Below are 26,421 nucleotides of genomic sequence, written 5' to 3' on the forward strand. Positions count from 1 at the left end.
CATGATAAAACTGAATAATAACCCGGGAACATGCACGATTTTTCGTATAAGTGTTCCTATATTTGAATAAACTCACTTACAACATGGAAGCGCTCCTTAACAATCATATTGAAACAGCAATAGAAAATTTTCCGGTAGTGGGTATTGGTGCCTCTGCAGGAGGTCTGGATGCTTTTAAAAAAGTGGTGGCCGCCATACCGGAAGATTCAGGAATGGCGTATGTTATCATACAACATTTATCACCGGATCGCCCCAGTATACTTACTGAACTATTGGCCCAACACAGCAAGATACCTGTTCATGAAATCATTCATAATATCATACTTGCACCCAATCATATTTATGTTATTCCTGAAAATACTACTGTCGTGGCAATAGATGGAGTACTACAGCTTAGGCAAAGAATTCGCAGTGATAAAACCAATAACGCAATAGATATTTTTTTTGAATCTCTGGCTGAGGTTTACAAAACCTTTGCGATTGGTGTTATACTTTCAGGAACCGCTTTTGATGGTACAGTGGGGTTTAAAAAAATAAAAGAATTTGGAGGTGCAACGATTGTACAAGATCCAGAAACGGCTGCTTTTATGGGTATGCCGCAAAGCGCAATTGATGCTAATACAGTCGATTTTGTACTGGCTCCGGAAAACATAGCTGCTCAATTAATACAAATAAGCAATACTTACAGTGCCAATCATGCGTATACAGAGGAAGATGAAATTCCTAAAAATGAAGAAGAAATAATATTCCAGATTATCAACCTGGTTTTTTTAAAGACAGGTAATGATTTTCGACACTACAAACAACCCACTCTAAGAAGACGAATTGCCAGAAGAATGGTGATTGTACGCAGGGATACACTACTGGATTATTATAATCTGCTTAGAAATGATAAGGCAGAACAAGATCTTCTATTCAATGATTTTCTAATTCCTGTTACTTACTTTTTTAGGGATCAGACTTTTTTTGAAAGTCTGCCTACGGTTGTTCTTCCTTTACTTTTCCAGAATATTACCAATAATAATCTGAGAGTCTGGGTAGCGGGATGTGCAACGGGAGAAGAGGCTTATTCGCTTGCTATCTGTATCCATGAATATATGCTGCAAACGAATGCCTCCTTAAAAGTTCAGATTTTTGCCTCGGATGTTTCTGAAATTTCCATTACAAAAGCCAGAGCAGCCAACTACTCTGCCCAGGATGTTCAGCAAGTATCTGAAGAAAGGCTGAGTAATTATTTTGTAAAACAGGATGGCCGTTATCAGGTGAACAAAATAATACGTGACATGTGTATTTTTGCTACTCACAATTTTATCAAGGATCCACCCTTTGCGAGAATTGACCTGCTATCCTGTCGAAATGTACTGATCTATTTTAATCCCTTTTTGCAAAATAAGGTTTTAGGATCGTTTCATTATTCGCTAAAAGATAAGGGCTTACTTTTTCTGGGAAAATCAGAAACAGCAGCCAGTGCTTCCCACTTATTTGAAGCCGTAGGAAAAAGTGACCGGATTTACGTTCGCAAATTTGCTCCCAGCCGAAATGTTCGGCAAATTAGTAGTCCGTTACACTATAATACTGCGCTTAAAATTAGCTCCTCGGAAACAAGCACGACCGAAATTGATTTCAGGAAAATTGCCTCCGATATTTTATTTTCCCAATTTACACCGGCAAGTGTCGTTATAGACAAAGATCTTGACATTATTCATTTTCATGGAGATAGCAGCGCGTTTTTGTCGCATTCGCCCGGAAAACCCAATTTTAATATTTTAAAAATGGTCGATGAAAGTCTTAGTTTTGAACTTCGTAATGCCATTATACAGGTTAAAAAAGAAAAAACAAGTATTTACAAAGAAAACATACCCCTTAAAGAACATCCTTATCTTATTTCGTTTAAAATAGTTCCCTTAGAAAATGATTATGAGCATTTAATGGTCCTTTTCTATAAAAAAGAGGCACCGGAAACGACCGCCGAAAGTCAGTTAAAAACAAAAAATGCAGCTCAGCAACGCATTGAAGAACTCGAAAGAGAACTTTCTCAGGTTAGAGAGGATATTAAAAGAGTAACGCAGGAACAGCAGGCAGCCCTGGAGGAATTGCAGACGACTAACGAAGAATTACTAAGCAGCGGCGAAGAGCTTCAGACGCTAAATGAAGAACTGGAAACTTCTACAGAAGAACTTCAGTCTAATAATGAAGAGCTGATATGTGTAAATGATGAACTCGTAGATCGTCAGAACCAACTGATTTCGATGCGTAATTACTCGGAATCAATTGTTAAAACCATTCGTGAACCTTTGCTTGTAATTGATAAAAATTTTAATATAAAAAGTGCTAATCCTGCCTTTTATAACTATTTTAATACTTCTGAAAAAGAAACGGAGGGTCACGGCTTTTTTGAAATTGGAAAGTGCCAGTGGGATATTCCCGATTTTAAAGCTCAGGTTTTGAAGATGCTTGATATGCAAGTACCGATTAAAGACTATATCATAAATGTAAACTGCGGTGAAATTGGCAAAAAAACGATGATCGTCAATGCCCGCCATATTGTTAATACCAAACCTGAAGGCATGATTCTGCTGGCTTTAGAAGATATTACCGATTTGGTGGCTACTAATGAATTATTACGATCTAAAAATTCAGAATTACAAAGGCATAACGAGCAACTGGAGTTATTTACTTCCGGGGCCAGTCATGATTTGCAGGAGCCTCTTCGTAAAATTCATATGTTTAGCAAACGTTTTTTTGAGAGTGAAAAAAATCTGAGCGAAACCGGAAAACACAATCTGGAGCGTGTATTGTTCTTATCAACCAATATGAGTCATTTAATTAATGACCTTATCAATTACTCTAAAATTAATTTTATTGAAAAGGAGTTTAAAAGTACGGATATGAATTTGCTGTTAAGAAAGACTGTTACAGATCTTAAAGATAGTATTACCGAAAAAAAAGCTGTTATCACCTTAAATGTTTTGCCACTATTAAATGTAATTCCGTATCAGATACAGCAATTATTTACCAATTTAATCTCCAATTCTATCAAATACACCAAAGAAGGTGTTGTACCGGAAATCAAAATAGAAAGTACACAGCCATCAGAAGAAGAATTACTTGAAATTGGCGCAAATGCCGAAACAAAATATATAAAAATTAGTGTAAGCGATAACGGAATTGGTTTTGGAAAAGAATATGAAGACCGCATTTTTGCTCCGTTTTACAGATTACATAACAAAGATCAGTATACCGGAAATGGCCTTGGACTGACTTTGGTAAAAAAAATAGTCGAGAACCATCATGGATTCATACAAGCCAAAAGCATCCCGAACGAAGGAACCAAAATGTATCTTTATTTGCCGGTGTGATCTTTATTGAAAAACTGACAATTCATTTTACAATCCATTTATTTATATCCTGCCGGATCCCATTTTGAAATAAAATGGGATTTGTTGTTTTTAAGCTTTTTGATTTAAATACGATCACTTCAATGCAGCTAACTTCACTTGATTTGTTGAGGTCTAAAACCTAACGGATCAAAATATACAATTTTATTACTGGCCGTTTACTTAAGAACAATGGTGTAAATTTCTTTATTTATTGCACTTTCCTTTTTCTTCGAAAATAACAGTAATTAACTGGTAATTATACAATTACAAACTCTATTTATATAAATTTATGTCTATCGGCAACAATATATTTACCATTATATTAATCTTAAAAACTATAGTATTATGAATACTTCAAACAACAACAAGAGCGCTGATAGTACAAAAGCATCAGATAAAAAAACTGATACAAAAGAAACTGCAGCAAAAAGCAGTAACAAGACTACAGATACAAAAAAAGAATCTGCAGATACTAAAAAAGCAACAGCAAGTAAAAAATAACCTTTAAAAAAAATTATTATGAATTTAGACGAAAGAGAGGACTACGGTCAAAATGATCCGTACACTCAGGAAAACGAAACACGATCTGAAAACCAGAATTATGATAATGCTTCCCTGGATCATAACAGATCTGATGGTGAACAGCAAAACAATGGTCGTGATTTTAATCAAAGTGATTCCGACAATAACGAGGATTTGTATGCTAATAATCAGGAAGAAAATTCAGATGCCTTTGACGATGAGGAAGAGGATGAAGATGATTTTACCTCGAATGAGGAGGACGAAGATTCTGAATTGGATTCAGATAATGCCCCTACGGAAAGCGACATCAATAAAAGCTTGTAAAATCAGTACAGAAAGCCGTCTGGATTCAGACGGCTTTTTTATTGAATAAATATTAAGTACAGGTTTGTTTTCGAATTAGAAATAGCAACTGATACACCTTAAGGAATTCATACAAACGGATAATTGTATAAGGAAACTTTAAAAAAGTGTAAAAGGAATCTTTTTTAAACTTCTTAATTTTAATTACTTACGATAAAAATTAAGTAATGTACTTTATTAAATTAAATAACTAAAACAGAAATTATGGAAAATCTAACAATAACAGGAAACGGTACAGCAAAATCTTTTCTTAAAACCAATGTATCTACACTAGAAAGAATATTAATGGTGACCAGCGGTGCTTATCTTTTATACAACGGTTTATCGAATAAAAACAAAAGCATAACTAAAACAGGCGCTGGCGGAGCGATGCTTTTACGCGGAATTTCAGGGTATTGTCCTGTTTATGACGCTGCAGGACATTTGATGAACGACAAGGCTTCGAACGTCAATATCAGATTGAATACGGTAATCAATAAACCGGTAAGCGAAGTATTTGCTTTTTGGCGCAACCTTGAAAATTTGCCTAAATTTATGAATCATCTGGATAGTATCAAAACAATTGATGCGAACATCTCAGAATGGACCGCTAAGGGTCCTGCGGGAATTGGAACGATTTCCTGGAAAGCGAGAATTGTAAAAGACCGAAAAGACAGACTTTTGAGCTGGAATTCACTTGAAGGATCGTCCATAAGAAATGCCGGTAAAATAAAGTTTAAAGATAATGGCAGCAGCACAGCACTTGATATCACTATTTCTTATCACGCACCACTGGGAATTGCGGGCGAAAGTGCCGCAAAACTTCTAAATCCGTATTTTGAAAAAATGGTAAAAAATGACATTGCCAGTCTGAAAGAATATCTGGAATCAAAATAGCAAACCCTCTGTATTCCTAAAATAATAAAATATCTGTATTCCTAAAATAATAAAATACCTGTAGAAAATATTTCTGCAGGTATTTTTGTTTTATTCCAGTCTGGTTCTTTTCTTATTCTGCTGAATTGATATCCAATCCATTTGCAATACATTTTTAATTAATGTTTTCAAGCCGTCAAAGGAACTGGGTTTTACAGCATATACTGTTGCTCCCAATTCAAGTGCTTTATCAATCGTGACGGGATCACTACTGGTAGAAAGCATGATAATTGGTAACTTTTTCAGGTTTGTATGCTGCTTAATTTGCGCTAAACATTCAAAACCACCTATTTTAGGCATATTGATATCCAGAAAAATAACTTCCGGCAACGGGTCCGGATCACCATGTAAAATTTCCAGCAATTGCTTACCATCTTCGGCCTGGGTTAAAACAGCCGTACTGTCTACTTCCTGAAGTGCTTCTACAAACAAGGTACGATCATCGTCATCATCGTCTGCCAAATAAATGTTCCTTAGGGATTTGTTTTTCTGTAGAGCCATCTCTATATACTTTATATTGCAAAAACATAAGACAAGAATTTAGAAATCCGCAAATGTTTATATAAATATAAGCTTCTGAAAATCGTTAAACGATCGAATTATATCCGTGTAACCAGTTAATAATACTTAAAGATACTGTTTAATCTAAGAAAAAACATATAAAATTTTACTAAATGCAGCAGAATGTTGTGATTTTATGTTAGATGTGAAATGTGAGATGTGAGATGCTGGATCTGACTCTTCAAAACCAAAAATAATTTGCCCTGCCATTGCACCTACAAACAGCAGGAAGAAACAAAAAGAGAGTCCGTTGTTGCGTAAAAAAGTTTTCATGATTTTATTTTAAAATATAAGGTGAATTAATTTGTTTACAAAATCTTATCTAATTTCAAAGTAATCTTATAGATTTACTGTTCCTATACTTTGAAAAACAATTGTTTAAGCGAAATATACTTTAGAACATAACCCTAAAAATTAGGAAAGAATGGGTTCAATATCATTTTCCTAACTCATAATTCTTTGTTCTTAATTCTTTGTTCTCCATACTCTTTTCTTCCCTATCCAACTTTATTGTTCCCCCGTAAGTGAAAGCTGAGATTCCATGAATTTTCCGGTCACTATTGTTCCCTCATCATCTTCCCATTGGGTAATCACATTTTCTATCAATTCCGGCTCGAAACCTATTACTTCCATTACCTGATTTCCAAATTCCTGCTGTACTTTTTGTCCTTTCTTAAACATAATTTTCATCATTAAATGATTATTGAATTTCTATTTTTTACCTCTGACAAGTAATCAAAATATAGGTTTTTTAACTTGTCCTTTTGTAAAGATTAAAAGTACTGCGTTGTACCCAGGCTGTTTTACATTATTGTGTTGCTATTTTTATATTATTATCTGATAGTCTGATACTTTGATTCCAATTTAATTATTCAAATGAAAATTTTATAAGACTGAAACCGTATTATATAAACGTTTTAAAAATGAAATAACTTCCTTTATGTTTATCCAAATAATGCAGCCATATTATGTTTTGGCGTAACAAAAATTAATGTATGAGTGACATTGCCCGCAGGTTTCCGGAGAATCCATTGTTAATGCCGAAAGATTTGAAGTCGAGCGCCAGCGAATTACAGATTATCAGTCTTTTGAATCCGGGTGTTTTTGTATTTGAGCAAAAAACCTGGCTTTTGGTGCGTGTTGCCGAGTGTATTGCACAAAAGGAAGGTGTTATCTTCTTTCCGGTAATTAATGCGACAGGCAAAGTCGAAATCATAGAAATTCCGCTCAATGATCCCGATCTTGTCGCGACAGACGCCAGGATTGTAAAGTATAAGGGACTGGATTATCTCACTACTATTTCTCATCTAAGGCTGGTTTGCAGCGATGACGGCATCCACTTTTACGAACCTGAAAATTCACCGCCTCTGATGGGTTCCGGAATCTTGGAACAATTTGGAATTGAAGATTGTCGGGTCTCTAAAATAGCCGATACGTACTATCTTACTTATACCGCGGTTTCAGAAAATGGCGTTGGCGTGGGATTGCGTACCACCAAAGACTGGAAAAATTTTGATTCGAAAGGAATGATTTTTCCGCCTCATAATAAAGATTGTGCCATTTTTGAAGAAACCATCAACGGTAAATATTACGCTTTGCATCGTCCTTCGAGTCCGCAAATTGGTGGAAATTATATCTGGCTTGCCGAATCGCCTGATGGTATCCATTGGGGAAATCATAAATGTATTATCAAATCGCGATTCGGGTTATGGGACAGCGCAAGGGTTGGCGCAGGTGCTGCTCCGATTAAAACAGATCAGGGATGGCTGGAAATCTATCATGGTGCAAATGCCGAACACCAATATTGCCTGGGTGCTTTTTTAATGGATCTCGATGATCCTTCGATAGTAATTGCCCGAACGTTAGATCCTATAATGATGCCACAGGAAAATTATGAGCTTAACGGCTTTTTCGGATATGTGGTTTTTACTAACGGACACGTCGTAGAAGGAGACAAACTAACCTTGTATTACGGTGCAGCAGACGAATTTGTTTGTGGTGCACATTTTTCAATTCAGGAAATTTTATCGGCTTTACAACCCTTAAAAGGCGATGAAGAAATCCTGACCTCTCCCAGACAAAATCAATAGCGAAATAATTCTCTGAACATTCACTCTCAAAATTTAAACTATGAAAAATAAAGAAAACCAACAAGACAATCTACCCGTAGAGTTTTGGGCTTCCTACTGGAATTTAACCGCCGAACAATTAAAATCGATCATATCGAAAATTGAAAGCAGGGATTTTATAAAAATTCAGAATTATATTCAGATTAAGTTATCCAGAGGTGGCGGCCAAACGACTTTTACGGGAATTGACAGCAATACAAAAAACTGACATCTCCTTCTTTTAAGACAGCTGACCATAACTTCAATACAAAAGCTAAACTACTGTATTTAAACCTTTTAAAATTCTGTAAATTCTGTAATATTAGAGCTACAATCCTGTAAATGTAACTCATTTAGTAGCGGTAAATTTGAATTACCTGATCATCAAAACTTATAATCAGGCTATTAATATTTAACCCATAATACGAAACAATATGAAAAATTCTCAGGATGAAAAGCAGAGAGATCTGTCGATCAACAAGTCTGACGGCACCAATAAGTTTCTGACTACCGATCAGGGTGTCAAAATTAATGATGACAATAATTCCCTTAAAGCAGGCGAAAGAGGTCCATCTTTATTAGAAGACTTTATACTAAGGGAGAAAATTACGCATTTTGACCACGAAAGAATCCCGGAACGCATTGTACACGCAAGAGGTTCAGGAGCTCACGGTTTCTTTGAAGTAACCAACCCAATTCCGGAATTAACCAAAGCCGGTTTTCTGCAGGAAGCAGGGCTTAAAACACCGGTTTTTACCAGATTTTCTACTGTTGCAGGATCACGCGGATCTACTGATTTAGCACGTGATGTTCGTGGATTTTCAGTTAAATTTTATACACAGGAAGGAATTTATGACTTTGTAGGAAATAATATTCCTGTATTTTTTATTCAGGATGCTTCTAAATTTCCGGACTTAATTCATGCCGTAAAACCGGAACCCCACAATGAAATTCCGCAAGCCGCATCGGCACATGATACTTTTTGGGATTTTATATCGCTTATGCCGGAATCCATGCACATGATTATGTGGGTAATGTCTGATCGCGCCATTCCGAGAAGCTATCGTATGATGGAAGGATTTGGGGTGCATACTTTTAGATTCATCAATGAAGCCGGAGCATCCAGTTTTGTGAAATTACACTGGAAACCTAAATTAGGAACTCACGCGGTTGCCTGGGATGAAGCACAAAAAATTTCAGGTAAAAATCCTGATTTTCACAGACAGGATTTGTGGGAAGCTATCGAAGCGGGGAATTTTCCGGAATGGGAATTAGGCGTACAAGTCATCCCGACAGAAGACGAAAACAAATACGAATTTGATTTACTGGATCCTACAAAACTGGTTCCGGAAGAACTGGTACCCGTAACTATTGTGGGAAGAATGGTATTGAATAAAAATCCGGATAATTTCTTTGCTGAAACAGAGCAAATCGCTTTCCACCCCGGACATGTTGTTCCCGGAATTGATTTTTCTAATGATCCTTTATTGCAAGGGCGTTTGTTCTCTTACACCGATACACAATTATCAAGATTAGGAAGTCCTAATTTTCATGAAATTCCAATTAACCGAAGCATCGCACCTGTTCACAACAATCAGCGTGACGGACATATGCGTCAGGAAATTAATAAAGGCCGTGTGAGTTACCATCCTAATTCACTTGGAGGCGGTTGTCCGTATCAGGCTAAAATCAGCGAAGGCGGATTTTCAAGCTTCGAGGAACGCATTGACGCTCATAAGGTAAGAGAAAGAAGCGAAAGTTTCTCGGATCACTTCGGACAGGCCAAATTGTTCTTTAACAGTCAGACCCCGGAAGAAAAAAGCCATATCGTGAAAGCACTTCGTTTTGAACTTGGAAAAGTAGAAACTACTGCAATCCGCGTGAGAATGTTGGGATTATTATCTCAGGTTGATGCGGAACTGTCAGAAAAAGTAGCGGTTGGACTTGGAGCCACTGTACCGTCAACGCTTGAATTTCCGGTGAACAAAGGCGTTTCTCCCGAAAATGAAGGCGGAAATCAGGAACCGAAAACAGTCGAACAAGCTGTTTCTTCTTCTGAAGCATTGAGTATGATTAACAATCCAACCAATTCACCAACAATCGAGTCCCGACGAGTCGCCATTCTTTGCTCTGACGGTGTTTCTGAGGCGGCAGTTAAAAACATAAAAAAAGCACTTAAAAAACAAGGCGCAAAGGGTTTTGTAATTGCACCCCATTTGGGAGCTGTACTTACGGATAATGACGGAGCCCTTAAGGCTGATTTCAGTTTCCTTACCGCATCATCTGTTTTGTTTGATGCCGTTTATGTTCCGCACGGATTAGGACTAAATATACTGGCAGAAAATGACGATGCACTCGAATACCTGAATGATGCTTACAAACATTGCAAAGTTATTGGTGCAGACGGTGAAGCATCAGAATTGCTTAGTGCTACCAGTTTTGCCTCCAAAATAACAAATGACGATGACGGCGTTATTGTAACCAGTGAAGTTGCATCAGAAGCTTTTGCGCAGGAATTTATTACTGCAATGACCAAACACCGCTTCTGGAAACGTGAACCAAACTTATATCTTTAAAATTTAAAAAAATAAACATGAAAAATTCAGAAAAACAAGGTCAGGTCAATGCCACACAAGGCAAGGCAACTGATACGGAAAACATAAAAAACAATGCAAAAATCAATATTGTGGAACCGGCACCAGATGCTGCAACAGATTTAAAAGAATTGTTTGTTGACAGTCTGAAAGACATTTACTGGGCAGAAAATGCCCTGGTTGGAGCGCTTCCTAAAATGGCAGCAAATGCTACATCCCCGGGCCTTGCAAGTGCCATTTTAGAACATCTTGATATAACGAAACTTCAGATAAGCAGATTAGAAGAGGTTTTTGATCTCGTGGGAGAAAAAGCGGAAGGAAAAAAATGCGAAGCTATGGCCGGATTATTAAAAGAAGGAGATTCTATTGTTTTAGAAACTACTCCCGGACCTGTCAGAGACGCCGGAATTATCGCTGCCTCTCAAAAAATTGAACACTACGAAATCGCAACTTACGGAACCCTGGTTGCTTTTGCAAAAACCCTGGGAGAAAATGATGCGGCCAAATTACTGACGCAAACTCTTGCAGAGGAAAAAGAAGCAGATTGTGTGCTTAATGATGTTGCTTTAAATACTGTAAATGCTGTAGCGGCTGAATAGGAATAAAGAAATATTTCCTACATAAAAAAAAACAAACCCGACAGGTTTTATTCCGAGGCTTCGGGACTGTCGGGTTTACTATTTAAGAAATAAAAATATTATTTCCAGGGGTCCAATACTACTTTCACACAACCATCTTCCCGTTTTTTGAAAATATCATAAGCGTGTGAAATCTCAGATAATGGCAATCGATGCGTGATAATATCATCCAGTTTTACTTTTCCCTGTACTACATATTCTAGCAATTTGTCGATATGTTTGTGTGCAGGAGCTTGTCCTCCCTTTAGGATTATACCTTTATCAAAAAATTGGCCCAGTGGAAAATTATCATAATTGGCCGGATAAACACCCAGAACTGAAACAATACCACTTCTTCTTACTGCACTCATACAGGCTTCTAATACCTTGATAGAACCTTTTTCAAAATTAATGGTTGCCTTGATACGGTCTCCCAAATTTCGATCTGGCTCAAATCCAACCGCATCAATGCAGACATCTGCTCCTCGTCCTTCTGTTAACGAACGAATATGTTCCACTACATCTTTAGGTCCATCCTCCCATAGAATAGTAGTACAGCCTGTTGTCGTTTTGGCTTTATCCAGTCTGTACTGAAGTGTGTCAACAACAATAACTTGTGCCGCACCTCTTAGCCAGGTACTTTTTGCCGCCATGAGACCTACAGGACCCGAGCCGAAAATCGCTACCGTTTCTCCTCCTTTAACTTCTCCCCAATCGACTCCGGTATACCCTGTCGGGAAAATATCGGTTAGAAAAAGAACCTCCTCGTCGCTCAGATCTTCGGGAACTATTCGGGGTCCATAATTGGCATACGGAACCCTTACGTATTGTGACTGACCTCCATCATAACCTCCGTACAGATCGGTGTAGCCAAAAAGGGCACCGCCTTTTTCGGTTGCTATTCCACCTTCCGGACCATAATTGTCAGGATTACTATGTTCACAATTTCCGGGAACATCGTGGTTGCAGAAAAAACAATTTCCACAGGCAATAGGAAACGGTACTACTACCCGATCTCCTCTTTTTAAATGGGCTACTTCAGAACCCACTTCTTCCACTATTCCCATAAATTCATGTCCCAGCACCATTGGTCTTGGCTGTGGAAAACCTCCTGAATAAATATGCAAATCAGATCCGCAGATTGCGGTGGAGGTTACGGTAAGGATAATATCATCTTTGGCTTTTAGTATCGGATCATCGACTGTATCATATTTGATGGATCCTGGTCCGTGTATAACTGCTGCTTTCATAATTCTTTTTTTTACGATTAATAAAAAACTAATTAACTATTAATAAAGCACTTAATCTTATAGCATATCTACTAATTCTTACATAACCATCACAACTGGTAATGATATAAACTTAAAATTTTACGGTGTAAACTTTTTACATTGAGGTAATTTACTTTTGGATTTATAATGAAAATCTGGATTCGTTCTGACTAAACATTTTAAAAACAGTATCATGACTAAAATAGCAGATCAACTGAATAACGGTAGTATTTCATCCGGAGAAAATGTGTCGTTTTGGATTGACTCGACTTCCATAATTGCTTTTAATACACCCAATCAAAATAATGATACAGAAGTACTTGTTATAGGCATCGGAAAAACAGCCGTACCACAGCACATTTTACCTGCGCGCTCGACGACCGTTGTACTACCTACTTAATTAAATAATCAAATTCTTTTTCGATGAATTTTCATATCATACTTCAAATCCTAATTTCTTCTGTCGCTGCAACTTCAGTAATGACATTATTTAGTTATGCCGTTTCTATGAGTGCAAGGGAAATTTACAAAGAGCCCCTATTACTCACTTATATTCTTACAGGGCTTCATTTAAAAGTATCACCAAATCTCAAAACTGTCCTGGGATGGATTTTACATTATTTAATTGGTCTTTGCTTTGTGATGGGATATCACTTTTTATGGTTCAATGAATTCCTGGAGGTATCATGGGCTGCCAGTATTTTACTTGGAATAATTAGTGGCATCATCGGAATTATCAGCTGGGTTATTTTATTTGAAATCGTTCCTCAAAAACCAAATATCGATTTTAAGGGTTATTACATTCAGCTTTTTGTAGCACATGTAATTTTCTCTGTTATTGCATTCCTGGTTTACAAATTGTTTCTGTAATTATCCTTTAAATAATTAAAAACCCCTGTATCTTTAAAGATGCAGGGGTTTTTAGAATAGTAGTCTGTTTACTATTTAGTTCTGATCGCCTTCAGTGGCATCAAAATTAATAGTGTTATAAGCAGCTTCAGTAAGTGTTACATCCGCTTCTTTTTCTTCGTTTAGCGTTTGAACCAATAGTGCAACTGCTTCGTCTTCACCCAGCGTTTTGGCAAATGCTGCAAGTGTTCCGTAAGTAGCGATTTCGTAGTGTTCAATTTTTTGAGAGGCAGCAATAATTCCCGCATCACGAACAGCACCAATTTCAGTTTCTTCCATAATTCCTTCGCCTTCTTTGATCAGACCTTCCATCGCATCACATTTTTTGGCTGTGGCTTTTTCTCCAACTGCTGCAAAAACTTCTTCTAATCTGGTTACCTGACCCTCTGTTACTTTTAAATGATCATTGATTGCATCAATTAAATTTTGAGAAGTTGCATTTTTAGCCATTTTTGGCAATGCTTTAGTCAGTGCTTTTTCAGCCCAGTAGATATCCTTTAAGGAATCAACAAATAATTCTCTTAAACCTTCGGCTGCTGAGGACTTAGCTTTTACTGTTCCTTTTGGTGTTGTTTTTTTTGCAGTTGTTGTAGCTTTTTTTGCTGTTGTTGTTGTTTTAGCTGCAGTTGCTTTTTTACTGGCTGTTTTTGTATTTGAATCTTTCATGATAATAATTTTTAAAATTTGTTATCTCAAAATTAGACTTACTTCACAGCATTTGCTTATATAATTTCATCTCAATATTTCAACTTTTAAACCTCTCTAAATCAAGTATAAAGAAATTTAATTCTGTAACAAAAGCTGGTAATGATATAAGTTTCAGATGTTACCTAAAACTATATTCGGATAAATAAAATTTTATAAAACAGTAAAACTTAGCATGAAAATAATCACATAAATAGTGACCTGAAATTGCTGATTGCTATCATTTAAAATATATATAGTAGCGGTCAAAAACAGGATCGGTACCAATTTAGTCAATCACTTTGAAAAATAATTTCTTGCGTTTCAAAAACATCTATTAAAGGCATTGAGAGTCTTCTCAAAATAATAGCAAATTTCTGATTTTTAAAAAATATTCTGACAGAATACTTGTTTCAGTTTTCTAATTTTCTTCGAGAATTTCACTTTTGGATATGTGGGAATTGTATAACTTATTCCTAAAATTATGTAACTATTAGTTGATTACTCTATTTAAATTGAACCAGTAAAAAGTAGTACAATAATTACAACATGGAGTATTACAAAAATTAACATATTGATTTACAGATATTAAAAAACAAGTATAATTTTCAAAAATCTTAAAAATCCCCCCACAATTGAAAAAAAAAATGTTCCTCATGTTACTTTTAATTTCATTTCTCGCCTATTCTCAAAACCCTCCACCACCGGGCCTGCCTGATGATCCTGTTGTAGTTCCCATAAATAAAATGCTGCCTGTTTTGCTGCTAGCGGGTCTAGTTTTTGGAATCTATGTGGTTAACAAGAAAAGATGATTGTTTTTACTTAAAAAACAGATGATTTATTCTTAATCTAAAATTTAAATCTAACACAGCATCAACTATGAAAATAAAAATATTCTTCTTTTTTACGATGATTTCATTGCCGGGTTTTGCTCAAATTTATATTGGTGCCAATACTCCGGTTTATGTGAAGAATCAGGTTTTGTACGTAACCCAGGATATAAACCTGGCTGCCAATTCAAATCTTTATTTACGAAATAACTCCCAGTTAGTGCAAGGTACAACGGGAACTTCTACAAATACAGGAACAGGAATTGTGTCTGTTTATCAGGAAGGGACCTCAGATAACTTTGAATATAATTATTGGTGTTCCCCCGTTGGAAGTCCCACGCTTACAGCAGGTAATACCAATTTTGGAATCACATTGCTAAACCGCCCAACCACTTCGACTGCTGTAGTACCTGCTACTATACTTCCTATGTCGAATTATAACGGAACAGCCAACCCTCTTGCCATAGCTCCTTACTGGATCTATAAATTAACCAATGCCAATAATTACTCGCAATGGGTTCAGGTTGCCGATGCTACTACAATTGCAGCGGGAGAAGGTTTCACCATGAAAGGAACAAGTGGTCCTGATACAACAGACCCTGAAAGCACAGGAGTTGTAAATAATCCCGGTGCTCCCTTAACAGCACAGCGCTATGATTTCAGGGGAAAACCTAATGATGGTAATATTGCTGTGACCGTTGGATCTGGGAATGCCGCCACACTGACCGGAAATCCTTACCCGTCGGCAATAGATTTGAATGCTTTTTTAATGGATCCGACCAATTCTGCCTGTACGCGTATAGCGTATTTCTGGGAGCAGGACAAATCAGCCAATTCTCATTATCTCTCAGCTTACAAAGGAGGTTACGGAACCTATTCACCCGGAACTTTGGGTTCAAATGGAGTTTACGTCGCTGCTACTTTTAACAGTTATAATGCTGACGGTAGCTTAAATACAACCGGCACCAGCTCCGGATTAGTAATAGAGCGCAAATACTCCCCAATTGGACAAGGTTTTTTGATAAACGGAGCTTCCAATGGCACTGTAACTTTTAAAAATACGCATCGAGTATTTTACAAAGAAGGTTCTCCTTTATCACAATTTGCAAAGTCTTCACCGAATAAAACCGATGCTGAAAATAAAGAGGAAGACGTTACGGTAATTTCTCATTTTAAACTGAACACCATCATCAATAATGAGTTTACCAGACAGCTTGCTTTGGCCTTTATGCCGGAAGCGACAGATGGTGTAGATCCCGGTATTGATGCCCTAAATATGGATCAAACTCTACCTAATGATGCTTCGTTTTGGATGGATAATGGTAATTACGTTATACAGGGCGTTAATTTTGAACTGACTAAAAAAATACCTCTGGCAGTAAAGGCGACAACCAATACTACTTTAAAATTTTATATTCCTGAAGTTATAAATTTCGATCCTTCACAAAAGATTTATATATACGACGAGCTAGATGCATCGTATCATGATATTAAAACAGGAACTTATCAAGTTACCATTGCACCAGGCGTGTATACGGAACGGTTTAAAATTGCCTTTACCAATGTAACACTTGGCCTGTCTGATGAAGTTAAAACTAACTTTTTTGTAAGTCAGGATAATACCAATAAAATATTAAGTGCCTCAAATCCGGATAACATCGTATTTAAGTCATTTGTTCTTTATGACATTCTTGGAAGAGCTGTCCTGACTAAAAATAAACTGGAAGTGGAACAAAATTATAATTTTTCAACTTCAGGCTTAAGCGCAGGAATTTACATTGCCACTTTTGTAACCGCTGATAATGAAAAAATAGCTCAAAAAGTTGTGATATCAAATTCAGGAAAACAATAATTGGAATCTCTACTTTAAATGCAGAGATACTGTCTCCAACCCAATATCTTAATCTTCAACGTTAATTAAAAAATAAAATTATGATCTGTAAATATACTCCACTTAATTATAAGCTCTTTTTCTTATTCCTTTTTTTCATCTCCTCATTTTTAGGAAATGCACAAATCGGAATCGGTACCATAACTCCTAATGCCAGTTCGGTTTTAGACATCACTTCTACGACTCAGGGTTTACTTCCGCCGCGTATGACGACTATTCAAAGAAATGCTATCGCTACGCCGGCCGACGGATTGATTGTTTACGATACAGATTTTAAATCACTTTATAGTTACGTACTCAGCACTACATCATGGATACCTTTAAGTGGAGGACTTCCGCGACTAAATTTTAAACGTATACGATCTACCGACAATTTAGCGACTGTATTGGCCACCGAATTAGCGGCTGGTGCTGGTGCTAAATATGTTTTGACAGCTAATACCTTATATGAAATTAATGGACAAGTCGTGTTTAATTTCCCCATAGACCTTAATGGTGCTTATTTGAATGGCCTGGATGCTAATGAAGATATCATTGTTAAAACATCCGGAAATCTTTTTGACGGAACTACGGGAGGCAGTGTCAGAAATCTTACTATTACAACCCCAGGTGCTACCGCTTTTAATCTAAATTCCGCGCTTTCAACATCTACTTTTTTGCTTAGGGATTGTATTATTGCCAATTGCGCCAGTGTAGGTACCATATCTGGTTATGGGTTAGTTTTTATGAGTATTGTTAATTTTTCAGGAAATACAAATGGTGTCACTTATAATAACATTGGTCAATTACTGTTAAGCAATCAGGCGTGGTTCAGCAATAATAGTGGTACTTATGAAAAATTTACAGGGACATTCAATCTGATTGAAAAACAAGGAGGGTTCTCTAATGTTAGTTCCGGAGCATATGGTGTGGATGTTTCTACAGCAGGTCTTACGATTACCGGCGATGCTGTTTTGGAATCTGTTGTTTTTACAGGTCCTACTCCTGCTACCTATGTCAGACCTTATGCAACTCCATCTGCAACCACCTTCACAGGTTATAATTTTAATACCAGCTGGGGTGTTAGGGCTGGAGGAATACCAACTGAAGCAGATGCCAATGCCGTAGGGGATTTTTCAATGGATTATCCTGTCAATAGCGGCCTTGGAGTAACGTTAAACAATTCCACTCCAAGTAATATCGTAAAAGTCGGAGTTAGCACTGGTAGTGAGCCTGTAACAGTGTATTCCAATTTGTTCAGATTTGCAACAGATGCCGGTACTGCCGGTTACAACAGGCTAAAATACGTTGGAAAAAAGAAAAGAATTTTTCAGGTAACGGGATCTATTTCTTTTCAGGTGCCGGGCACAGGAGTATTTATAGCTTATATTACTAAAAATGGAACTCCGTTAACGCAATACAAAATTTACGGAAGAGGAGCTGCCGTTAATGATATTATCGTTCTTCCCTTAAATGCAACTACTGAATTAACTAGTGGTGATTATATCGAAGTGGCTTTACAGCGTAATTCCGGAGCTACCGGTGTTCTTGTGGTTCCCAATATTACTTTAACTCTAAAATAATAGATAAAGATGTCTCACAATGCATTAATACTTTATTAATTCCGAAATGAATACTTCATCTTAAATGCAAACAACTCCAAAGATCAGCTGATCTTTGGAGTTGTTTTTTTTATAAAAATAACTTTCAGAAGTACATCAATAAAAAATTTCAATTAAAAATGTTCTTTTTTTCAAAACAATATCGTAATATTGCAATATAATTATAAACCAATGGGAGCTACAAAAACAGATCATTTTACAACTAATCAAAACGAACTTGCCGTTTTGGCTAAAGCTTTGGGGCATCCTGCCCGAATAGCTATTATGGAATATTTATTAAAAGTGGATACCTGTATCTGCGGAGATATTGTCAATGAACTGCCGCTTTCCCAGCCTACCGTTTCCCAGCATCTTAAAGAACTTAAAAATGCCGGTTTGATAAAAGGCAATATTGAAGGCAACTCGATTTGTTACTGTATCAATGAGCCGGGATTAAAAAAAATAAAAGGCTTTTTTGAACATATCACTGTTCATCTTGAAAAAAAGAGAAACGAGTGCTGCTAACTTTTAAAACATAGATTATGAAACTTTCAGAAATTAAACAAGTACTGACTACAGTGGAAACTGTAAATTTTGAATTGCCAAACGGAACTTTGGTACCGGAATATTTCCACGTAACCGAAGTGGGTCTGATTACTAAAAACTTTATTGACTGCGGAGGAACTGTACGAAAAGAAACGGTGGTCAACTTCCAGCTTTGGGATGCCAATGATTACGACCACAGGCTTAAACCTCAAAAACTAATTCATATTATTGAACTTTCCGAAAAAGTTTTAGGTATTGAAGATCATGAAATTGAAGTGGAATATCAGGATACTACAATTGGCAAATATGATTTAGATTTTAACGGTAAAAATTTCATTTTACGAAACAAACAGACGGCATGTCTTGCACAGGAACAATGCGGAATCCCATCGGATAAACCTAAAGTAAAATTAGCCCAATTAAATGCTGACAGCGCTAATTCATGTACACCTGGCGGAGGCTGTTGTTAATTTTTAAATCCTAAATAATCATTTCCAACCTGAAAAACCATGTTATATACTGAAATAGAAAATACCATTAGCGCGTTTGATTTTGAGCAGATTTCCGGAGAACGCAAAATTGTCCTTCAGCCGTTAATCGACTTTATGCAGCATAAAGTAAACAGCAGGCTGGACATCAGACTGAACTTAATCTGTACGCACAATTCCAGAAGAAGTCATTTGTCACAGATCTGGGCTCAGACCGCAGCTGCTCATTACAATATAAAAAACGTTTTTTGTTATTCGGGGGGTACAGAAGCGACAGCACTATTCCCGATGATTGCCGAAACATTAACGCTTTCAGGATTTAAAGTTAAAACCCTTTCGGAAGGTAAAAATCCTGTCTATGCCATAAAGTTTGCATCAAATGCACTTCCTGTTATGGGCTTTTCGAAAACTTATGATGATGATTTTAATCCTGAAAGTGAGTTTGCAGCCATAATGACCTGTTCTCAGGCAGATGGCGGGTGCCCGTTTATTGCCGGTGCCGAAAAACGAATCCCAATCACTTTTGAAGACCCTAAAGTTTCAGACGGCACACCGCAACAAAAACAGATTTATCAGGAACGAAGTCTTCAAATTGGAACTGAAATGTTTTATGTATTTTCACAAATCAAATCCTAAAAATGGCAGCAAATAACTGTACACCTGTCGCCGGACGCAAGAAATTAGGATTCTTGGACCGATTTTTAACGCTGTGGATTTTTCTGGCTATGTCCCTTGGAGTCTCGATAGGCTATTTTATCCCTTCGAGCGGTAATTTTATCAATTCCTTTTCCAGCGGGACAACTAATATTCCATTGGCTGTTGGACTAATTCTCATGATGTATCCTCCTTTGGCAAAAGTGAAATACGAACAGATGGGAGAGGTTTTTAAAAATACCAAGGTTTTGGGAGCATCGTTATTTTTAAACTGGATTGCTGGTCCTGTTTTAATGTTTTCTTTAGCCCTTCTTTTTTTAAATGGATATCCGGAATATATGATTGGTGTGATTCTGATTGGTCTGGCCCGCTGTATTGCCATGGTAGTGGTCTGGAATGACCTGGCTGATGGAAACAGAGAATATGCTGCGGGTCTTATTGCACTCAATAGCATCTTTCAGGTTTTGCTTTACAGTGTATACGCTTATCTTTTTATCACTATTCTGCCTCCCTATTTCGGCTATAATGGTTTTGAAGTGAATATCAGTATTGGCCAGATTGCCGCTAGTGTCGGGATATACCTGGGAATTCCTTTCGCACTGGGAATCATCAGCCGTTATGTTCTTATTCGATGGAAAGGAACAGCATGGTTTGAAACTAAATATGTACCTTTTATTTCGCCCATCACATTACTATCACTGCTTTTTACAATCCTATTGATGTTTAGCCTTAAAGGAGAACTGATCGTTCAAATTCCTATGGATGTTGTACGCATTGCTGTGCCATTAGTAATTTATTTCACTATTATGTTTATCATCAGCTTTTTTGTTGGCAAATATTTTGGTGCTGATTATTCGAAAGCTACAGCTATAGCTTTTACCGCTACCGGAAATAATTTTGAACTGGCAATTGCAGTCGCTATTGGTGTATTTGGCATCAACAGCGGACAGGCATTTGCGGGAGTTATCGGACCATTGGTCGAAGTGCCTGCGCTTATCGCTTTAGTGAATCTTGCGCTCTGGTTTAAAAAGAAATACTATGAAAAACCAGGTTAAATCCCTAATACGTTATTGTACGTCCGGATTTAAATAATAGTCGTATTCATCTAAAATCCCCAATCCAACAGAAAGATCCTGAGGAGGTATGGGCTGACCGTACTGATTTTGTATCTCACGCCGAAATCTGGGAATTTCGTAATCATCATTCCGGAGGAGAAAAAAAGAAGGAAATTGCGGATATTGATTCGGTTCCATAAGGATCATCTGATTTTTCTTTTTCAAAAAACTAAAAATTGATTTTTTGTGATTTCGAAAACCCGAATCATAAAAGAAAACTTTAGACGAATCTATTTTATGTTCTGAATTGAATTTTGCATTGCTTCTGTCCCTGATTTTCAGGTTATTTATTAAATCTGCTCCATTCCTTTTATTCAAAACAACAGCATAGACATTTAATTTCTCCTCTTTTAATTTCTGAATTACAGGATCGTTAAATCGCTTAAATTTCGAACCGTCTTTTTTCCTTACCATAAAACAGATGTCCCCCGATTTATTGGAATATTTTCTATCCGGAAAAATATTTGTGATGCCGCTTTTTAAAGGAAATAAGTATTCCGTACTTAATTTGTCGGTTTCCTTTACTGTAAGTGTCGGATAGGCTTCTTTCTGATTCGGAAAAAAGGGGTTTTCTTCGATCTTATCGACTTCCCAATAGGGATTTACCAATTCAATTTCGAGATTTAATTCCTTAATTTTTGAAATGATATAGGTTTTAAAAAGGTTATAGGTCATTTCATTCGTTGATGAAACACTGATTTTATACGGATCTTCCACATAGGTGTTTTTAATGGAAAGGTTGTCCTCAAAAAAATCAAAACCATACGACACATTCATGGGGTCAAAAAGTTTGAATTTCAATTCCTTGGGCAATCCTGTCGTATTTTGAAAACCTTTTTCATTGTACTTTTTATGATACGTCATTACGGTCGTGTAACCGGACGGTATTTCATTAAAATAATAGTTTTGTTCTTTAGTATTATATTTTGCAGTTATCTCCGGCAGTTCAAAACCTTCCAGCGTGACTTTTGCATTGCCTATGTTTTTTTCGTTTTCAGCGTCTTCCAGATATATTTTTATGGCCGGAATTTTGTTTTCCTGAGCAAAGAGGGAAACGGATAATACTGTAAAATAAAGTAAAAGTAAATATTTTTCCATTGCGGTATTTCAAAAAGGATACCACCAAAGTAATACTAAAAACCAATTAATCGAAAAATTCATTCCGATTTAAATTCTCAGCCGTAAATTTAGCTTTCCCTCTACCATAAATAAACAGGTATTTATACGTTCTTCCAATATGTTTTATTACTGTAATTTTATTCTTATTAATTAAACCTGTTTAGAATGTCGTGGTACTATTTTTCCCTTCATCTAATTTTTAAAAAAAGCCATAAACAATTAATTTTCAGGTAATATAAAATTAATAATTACATTTTTTCACTAATAAGTTAAACCAAAAAACAATGGACCTAAAAGAAAAACTGAACCAAATTGGCCAGCAGCCAGACCTGATTCTTATTATTACAGATGAGCAACGTGCCACACAACATTTTCCACCGGGATGGGAAGAGAAAAACCTCCCTACTCTTACGTTTCTAAAACAGAATGGATTTAGTTTTGACAGGGCTTTTTGTAATACCTGCATGTGCTCCCCTAGTCGGGCAACCTTATTTACAGGAACCTATCCGGCCAAACACGGAGTAAGCCAAACATTAACCGAAGGAGGTCTTTTATCTCCACAGGAACCAACACTCGATAACTCATTACCCAATATAATGAATGTACTTTGGGCAGATGGATATGATGTTCAATATAGAGGTAAATGGCATATGAGTAAAGGAGTGGCTCCAAATGGTACTAAAACGAATTATGAAGATCTGACAGCTGCAGATATTTCATTGTATGGAGCAATGGGCTGGGTTGCTCCGGATGCCGGTGAAGATGTTAATCCCTTAAATTTTGGAGGAGGTTATGCGAATCATGATGCCAAATACACTGCCGAAGCCATACAATACCTGAAGGAAGTTAAGGCAAAAAGAGCAGCAGGAGATTATAAACCTTATTGCCTTATTCTTTCACTTGTTAATCCGCATGATGTTTTGGCCTATCCAAAATCAGCCGGTACTTCAGGATACCATACCGATACCTGGTCAGGCAGAGAAATTGGCCTTCCGGCTACGGTAAATGAAAATTTGCTTGAAAATAAAAAACCAATGGCGCAAGAGCAAATCTTACTTAACATGGCCCTAAGTCTGGGAGAAATCAAGAGTCCTCAGGACAAGCTAAATTATATTAATTTTTATGGCTATTTATTGAGCCACGTTGATAAGGAAATTGGCTATCTTATTAAAGAATTATACCAGAAAGATGAAAATGGAAAGAGATTAGCGGATTCTGCCATTGTTACACTAACATCAGACCACGGCGAAATGGGATTAGCTCATGGTGGTTTACGTCAGAAAACTTTTGTTGCGTATGAAGAGGCATTAAGGGTACCGCTTGTAATTTCAAATCCGGTTCTATTTAAAGACCACGGCATAAAGAAGTCAATGGCATTAGCAACACTGGCAGATATCATGCCTACTTTTATTGATATCGCAAATGTATCAAATCCGCCTGCAGGACTTGCAGGTACAAGTTTACTGCCGATAATGGAAAATGACACGCCTGTTCAACATAGCATTTTATTTACGTATGACGATATTAAAGCTGGTTCCAACAGCAACTGGGCAATTGTAAAGGCAGCTAATCGCATTCGTTGTATCAGAACAGAAAAGTGGAAATTTGATTATTATTTCGATGCCGCAACAGCTTATTTTAATCAATATGAACTGTACGATCTGATCAATGATCCGTTGGAAATCACGAATCTTGCTTACGATCCGGCATACAGCGAAATTAGAAAAGATTTAGAAGCACAATTGCACCAGCTTGAGGTAGAAAAACTTTGGGTAAATACGCCAAAAGATGTTTTTAGTACCACAGCGTTTAATTAAATTTGCTTACAGCTATTTTCAAATCACCAGTAAAGGTATATTCTTGCGAATATACCTTTTTTTATACCTTTTCTGTACTCTTATTAATACCTCAAAATCCTATTAAATATAAAGGGTACAGATCAAAAAATGTGAAACATTATCAAAAAATATATCTTTAATTTTTCAGGAAATTAAAACTCTCAGGAACTGCTTTTAGTTCATTACCCGCAAACTCGACATCAATAATCGCTGCTTTTCTTGGCGAAACTTCCGCGGTACTAAAATGCGTATGCAGCACATAATGCATTTTTTGATTCTGGTCCCAAAAAATATCTCCATGGCCAATTCCGTTTTGACTGGTATTTTTTCGACTGATAATCGGACTGTCTTTTGATTTTTCCCAGGGCCCAAGTGGACTTTTGCTGGTGGCATACCCTACTGCATAATCAATGTTTCTAAAATCATTTGCTGAATAAATCAGGTAATACAAGCCATTGTGTTTTAAAACCGTCGGCCCTTCTGTTACCGGCCAGTTCGTGTTTTCCGTATTTTCCCAGGGTAAAGTTCCGGAAATACATTCGGTTAAAGTTTCTGGTTTAATACTTTGAAGATCGTCATTTATTTCCGCCACAAAAATTCGGTTTCCGTTCGTTAATCTTACGTGATATAAATATTTTTTTCCATCTTCATCGATAAAAACAAAAGGATCAATTTGGTTTCCGGTTTCAATAATTGGTTTTTTCGATTCATTTTTAAAAGGCCCTAACGGACTGTCACTAGTCGCAACAGCAATGTTTTCGTTGGCGGTATAAATCATGTAAAACTTTTTATCGTACTCTAAAATTTGCGGCGCCCAGAATCCCTTGTCTCCAAAAGAATCACCCTTTTTTAAAGCCAGTCCGTTTTGCGCTCCTTTCGGTTCACTCCACTTCTTTAAATCAGAAGAAGTATAAACTAAAAACCCCTCACCATTGGCGATATTACCGGTGGTGGTTCCATACAAATAATACATTCCTTTACTGTAATAAATAGTCGGATCGGCTACAAAAATGTTTTTTGCTACCACTTCAATAGGTTTCACAACTGAATTATTTTCCTGCGAACAAGCCCCGAAAACACTCATGAAGCTTACCAAGGTTATTATTTTTTTCATTTAATTGCTTTTGCTATTATTCATATTTTAAATTCCAAATTCCAGAGTTTCAGGTTTCAGGTTTCAGGTTTCAAGTTTAAGTTTTAAGTTTTAAGTTTCACATTATCTAATCATCTAATTGTCTAATTATCTAATTATCTAACCCCCCTCTACTTTACCGAAAACTGATAATAAGAAACCGTATGATATTTTTCTCCCGGTTTCAAAACAATTGATGCAAATTTTGGCTGATTAGGTGCATCCGGAAAATGCTGTGTTTCTAAAGCAAAAGCTGTTCTGAAATCATCTTTAGCACCCGATTTAAAGGTATTTTTTGATTGCATGAAATTTCCACTGTAAAATTGCAGACCCGGTTCCTGAGTATAAATATCCAGCGTAATTCCAGACTGGTCTCCGGAAATTGTGGCGGCATGATTCATTCCTTTTTTCTTCGTTCCGTTTAAAACATAGTTATGATCGTATCCTTTTCCAAATTTTAACTGTTCGTCTTTCACTTCGATACGTTCTCCGATCGTATGTTTTGCCGTAAAATCGAAAACCGTATTTTGAACCGGTTTCTGTTCTCCTGTTGGAATTAAACCTTCATCTACCGGCGTAAATTCATTGGCATAAATTTGCAGTTCATGTTTCAGGATCGTTCCGCTTCCTTCTCCATTCAGATTAAAAAAAGTATGATTGGTTAAATTGACTAGAGTGGTTTTATCGGTTGTCGCTTCATATTCCATTTTAATAGTTTGATCAGCTTCAAGTGTGTACGTTACTTTTACTTTTAGATTTCCGGGAAAACCCTGTTCTCCATCCGGTGACGTATAACTGAAAACTAAAGTATTTTCATTGGTTTTCTCCACCTCCCAAACCACATCCTGAAAACCTTTAAGACCGCCGTGCAAGGCATTTTTTCCATTATTTAAAGGCACCTGATAATGTTGCCCTTCCAAAGTAAATTGTCCTTTTGCAATACGGTTTCCAACCCTTCCGATGGTAGCTCCAAAATACGGCTCTGTTGCCGTTTTAAAACCTTTTGCGCTGTTCATTCCTACCACTACATCCGTTTGTTTTCCATTTTTATCGGCAACCCAGAGTCCAATTAATCTTCCGCCGTAATTGGTGAAAGCGGCTTTTATGCCTTTATTTTCAATCCAGTACAAATTGACTTTTTTTCCCTCGATAAGGGTATCAAAATTTTTAGTCTCTAAAAGTGGCTTAATCGAATCAATTTCTATTTCAGCAGTATTTTTAGACGGAACTTCTTTTGCATTGTCTTTGCAGTTCAACTGAAAAAGGGCCAGTAACAAAACGCCTGCTATTTTTATATTTTTCAT

At 36.7% G+C, this 26,421-nt stretch carries 25 protein-coding genes; 17 read left to right on the forward strand and 8 right to left on the reverse strand.

Annotated elements, in window-relative coordinates:
- Nucleotides 1-83 precede the first annotated feature (83 nt).
- From HAV12_RS13965 to HAV12_RS13980, 4 genes are all read left to right on the forward strand, one after another.
- Nucleotides 84-3,359, forward strand: coding sequence for a CheR family methyltransferase (locus HAV12_RS13965; protein WP_171570196.1), 3,276 nt, complete (start codon nt 84-86; stop codon nt 3,357-3,359).
- A gap of 366 nt (nt 3,360-3,725) precedes the next feature.
- On the forward strand, nt 3,726-3,881 hold the full coding sequence (locus HAV12_RS13970; protein WP_158286309.1) for a hypothetical protein: 156 nt from the start codon (nt 3,726-3,728) through the stop codon (nt 3,879-3,881).
- A gap of 18 nt (nt 3,882-3,899) precedes the next feature.
- On the forward strand, nt 3,900-4,226 hold the full coding sequence (locus HAV12_RS13975) for a hypothetical protein (protein ID WP_171570197.1): 327 nt from the start codon (nt 3,900-3,902) through the stop codon (nt 4,224-4,226).
- Between the two features lie 243 nt (nt 4,227-4,469).
- Nucleotides 4,470-5,141 (forward strand): SRPBCC family protein, encoded by a 672-nt coding sequence (locus tag HAV12_RS13980; protein ID WP_171570198.1) that lies wholly within the window; start codon nt 4,470-4,472, stop codon nt 5,139-5,141.
- Between the two features lie 90 nt (nt 5,142-5,231).
- Here HAV12_RS13980 and HAV12_RS13985 read toward each other — a convergent pair whose 3' ends face one another.
- The 3 genes from HAV12_RS13985 to HAV12_RS13995 form a co-directional block, all read right to left on the reverse strand.
- Entirely contained in the window at nt 5,232-5,681 is a 450-nt protein-coding gene (locus tag HAV12_RS13985) for a response regulator (protein WP_171570199.1), read from the reverse strand.
- A gap of 144 nt (nt 5,682-5,825) precedes the next feature.
- Nucleotides 5,826-6,014 (reverse strand): DUF6766 family protein, encoded by a 189-nt coding sequence (locus HAV12_RS13990; protein ID WP_171567933.1) that lies wholly within the window; start codon nt 6,012-6,014, stop codon nt 5,826-5,828.
- A 234-nt stretch (nt 6,015-6,248) separates the two neighbouring features.
- Nucleotides 6,249-6,422 carry a hypothetical protein gene (locus tag HAV12_RS13995; RefSeq protein ID WP_171570200.1) on the reverse strand — a complete coding sequence of 58 codons (174 nt, stop codon included), beginning with the start codon at nt 6,420-6,422 and terminating at the stop codon, nt 6,249-6,251.
- A 314-nt stretch (nt 6,423-6,736) separates the two neighbouring features.
- On the opposite strand from HAV12_RS13995, the gene HAV12_RS14000 reads away from it, so the two are divergent.
- From HAV12_RS14000 to HAV12_RS14015, 4 genes are all read left to right on the forward strand, one after another.
- Nucleotides 6,737-7,831, forward strand: a complete 1,095-nt coding sequence (locus HAV12_RS14000) for a glycoside hydrolase family 130 protein (protein WP_171570201.1) — start codon at nt 6,737-6,739, stop codon at nt 7,829-7,831.
- Nucleotides 7,832-7,871: 40 nt separating this feature from the next.
- On the forward strand, nt 7,872-8,078 hold the full coding sequence (locus tag HAV12_RS14005; protein ID WP_171570202.1) for a hypothetical protein: 207 nt from the start codon (nt 7,872-7,874) through the stop codon (nt 8,076-8,078).
- A 205-nt stretch (nt 8,079-8,283) separates the two neighbouring features.
- On the forward strand, nt 8,284-10,425 hold the full coding sequence (locus HAV12_RS14010; RefSeq protein WP_171570203.1) for a catalase: 2,142 nt from the start codon (nt 8,284-8,286) through the stop codon (nt 10,423-10,425).
- Between the two features lie 17 nt (nt 10,426-10,442).
- Complete coding sequence (locus HAV12_RS14015; RefSeq protein WP_171570204.1) at nt 10,443-11,042, forward strand: ferritin-like domain-containing protein; 600 nt, start codon at nt 10,443-10,445, stop codon at nt 11,040-11,042.
- A gap of 98 nt (nt 11,043-11,140) precedes the next feature.
- Here HAV12_RS14015 and HAV12_RS14020 read toward each other — a convergent pair whose 3' ends face one another.
- Nucleotides 11,141-12,310, reverse strand: coding sequence for a zinc-dependent alcohol dehydrogenase (locus HAV12_RS14020; protein WP_171570205.1), 1,170 nt, complete (start codon nt 12,308-12,310; stop codon nt 11,141-11,143).
- 214 nt (nt 12,311-12,524) lie between these two features.
- On the opposite strand from HAV12_RS14020, the gene HAV12_RS14025 reads away from it, so the two are divergent.
- A complete protein-coding gene (locus tag HAV12_RS14025; protein ID WP_171570206.1) occupies nt 12,525-12,731 on the forward strand; it encodes a hypothetical protein in 207 nt (68 codons plus the stop codon).
- Between the two features lie 23 nt (nt 12,732-12,754).
- Nucleotides 12,755-13,201 carry a hypothetical protein gene (locus HAV12_RS14030; RefSeq protein ID WP_132034175.1) on the forward strand — a complete coding sequence of 149 codons (447 nt, stop codon included), beginning with the start codon at nt 12,755-12,757 and terminating at the stop codon, nt 13,199-13,201.
- 75 nt (nt 13,202-13,276) lie between these two features.
- Here HAV12_RS14030 and HAV12_RS14035 read toward each other — a convergent pair whose 3' ends face one another.
- The gene (locus tag HAV12_RS14035) at nt 13,277-13,906 is read right to left on the reverse strand and encodes a ferritin-like domain-containing protein (protein WP_171570207.1); all 630 of its coding nucleotides are present in this window, start codon (nt 13,904-13,906) and stop codon (nt 13,277-13,279) included.
- An 897-nt stretch (nt 13,907-14,803) separates the two neighbouring features.
- On the opposite strand from HAV12_RS14035, the gene HAV12_RS14040 reads away from it, so the two are divergent.
- The 6 genes from HAV12_RS14040 (at nt 14,804) to arsB (ending at nt 20,968) form a co-directional block, all read left to right on the forward strand.
- Nucleotides 14,804-16,606: a T9SS type A sorting domain-containing protein gene (locus HAV12_RS14040; protein ID WP_171570209.1), complete on the forward strand. Its 1,803-nt coding sequence runs from the start codon at nt 14,804-14,806 to the stop codon at nt 16,604-16,606.
- Between the two features lie 80 nt (nt 16,607-16,686).
- Nucleotides 16,687-18,207, forward strand: a complete 1,521-nt coding sequence (locus tag HAV12_RS14045; protein ID WP_171570210.1) for a hypothetical protein — start codon at nt 16,687-16,689, stop codon at nt 18,205-18,207.
- A gap of 210 nt (nt 18,208-18,417) precedes the next feature.
- Nucleotides 18,418-18,750, forward strand: coding sequence for a helix-turn-helix transcriptional regulator (locus tag HAV12_RS14050; protein ID WP_171570211.1), 333 nt, complete (start codon nt 18,418-18,420; stop codon nt 18,748-18,750).
- 17 nt (nt 18,751-18,767) lie between these two features.
- Complete coding sequence (locus HAV12_RS14055) at nt 18,768-19,241, forward strand: DUF6428 family protein (RefSeq protein WP_171570212.1); 474 nt, start codon at nt 18,768-18,770, stop codon at nt 19,239-19,241.
- A gap of 39 nt (nt 19,242-19,280) precedes the next feature.
- Nucleotides 19,281-19,895, forward strand: coding sequence for a low molecular weight phosphatase family protein (locus tag HAV12_RS14060; RefSeq protein WP_171570213.1), 615 nt, complete (start codon nt 19,281-19,283; stop codon nt 19,893-19,895).
- A 2-nt stretch (nt 19,896-19,897) separates the two neighbouring features.
- A complete protein-coding gene (gene arsB / locus HAV12_RS14065) occupies nt 19,898-20,968 on the forward strand; it encodes an ACR3 family arsenite efflux transporter (protein ID WP_171570214.1) in 1,071 nt (356 codons plus the stop codon).
- Between the two features lie 12 nt (nt 20,969-20,980).
- On the opposite strand, the gene HAV12_RS14070 is transcribed toward arsB, so the two are convergent.
- Nucleotides 20,981-22,126, reverse strand: a complete 1,146-nt coding sequence (locus HAV12_RS14070; RefSeq protein WP_171570215.1) for a hypothetical protein — start codon at nt 22,124-22,126, stop codon at nt 20,981-20,983.
- A 305-nt stretch (nt 22,127-22,431) separates the two neighbouring features.
- Here HAV12_RS14070 and HAV12_RS14075 point away from each other — a divergent pair, with 305 nt between their 5' ends.
- Nucleotides 22,432-23,964 (forward strand): sulfatase-like hydrolase/transferase, encoded by a 1,533-nt coding sequence (locus HAV12_RS14075; RefSeq protein WP_171570216.1) that lies wholly within the window; start codon nt 22,432-22,434, stop codon nt 23,962-23,964.
- Nucleotides 23,965-24,121: 157 nt separating this feature from the next.
- Here the strand turns inward: HAV12_RS14075 and HAV12_RS14080 are convergent, their stop codons facing one another.
- Nucleotides 24,122-25,099 (reverse strand): glycoside hydrolase family 43 protein, encoded by a 978-nt coding sequence (locus HAV12_RS14080; RefSeq protein ID WP_171570217.1) that lies wholly within the window; start codon nt 25,097-25,099, stop codon nt 24,122-24,124.
- Nucleotides 25,100-25,248: 149 nt separating this feature from the next.
- Complete coding sequence (locus HAV12_RS14085; RefSeq protein ID WP_171570218.1) at nt 25,249-26,421, reverse strand: aldose epimerase family protein; 1,173 nt, start codon at nt 26,419-26,421, stop codon at nt 25,249-25,251.

This window comes from Flavobacterium sp. CLA17, from assembly GCF_013112255.2.
Classification (GTDB): domain Bacteria; phylum Bacteroidota; class Bacteroidia; order Flavobacteriales; family Flavobacteriaceae; genus Flavobacterium; species Flavobacterium circumlabens.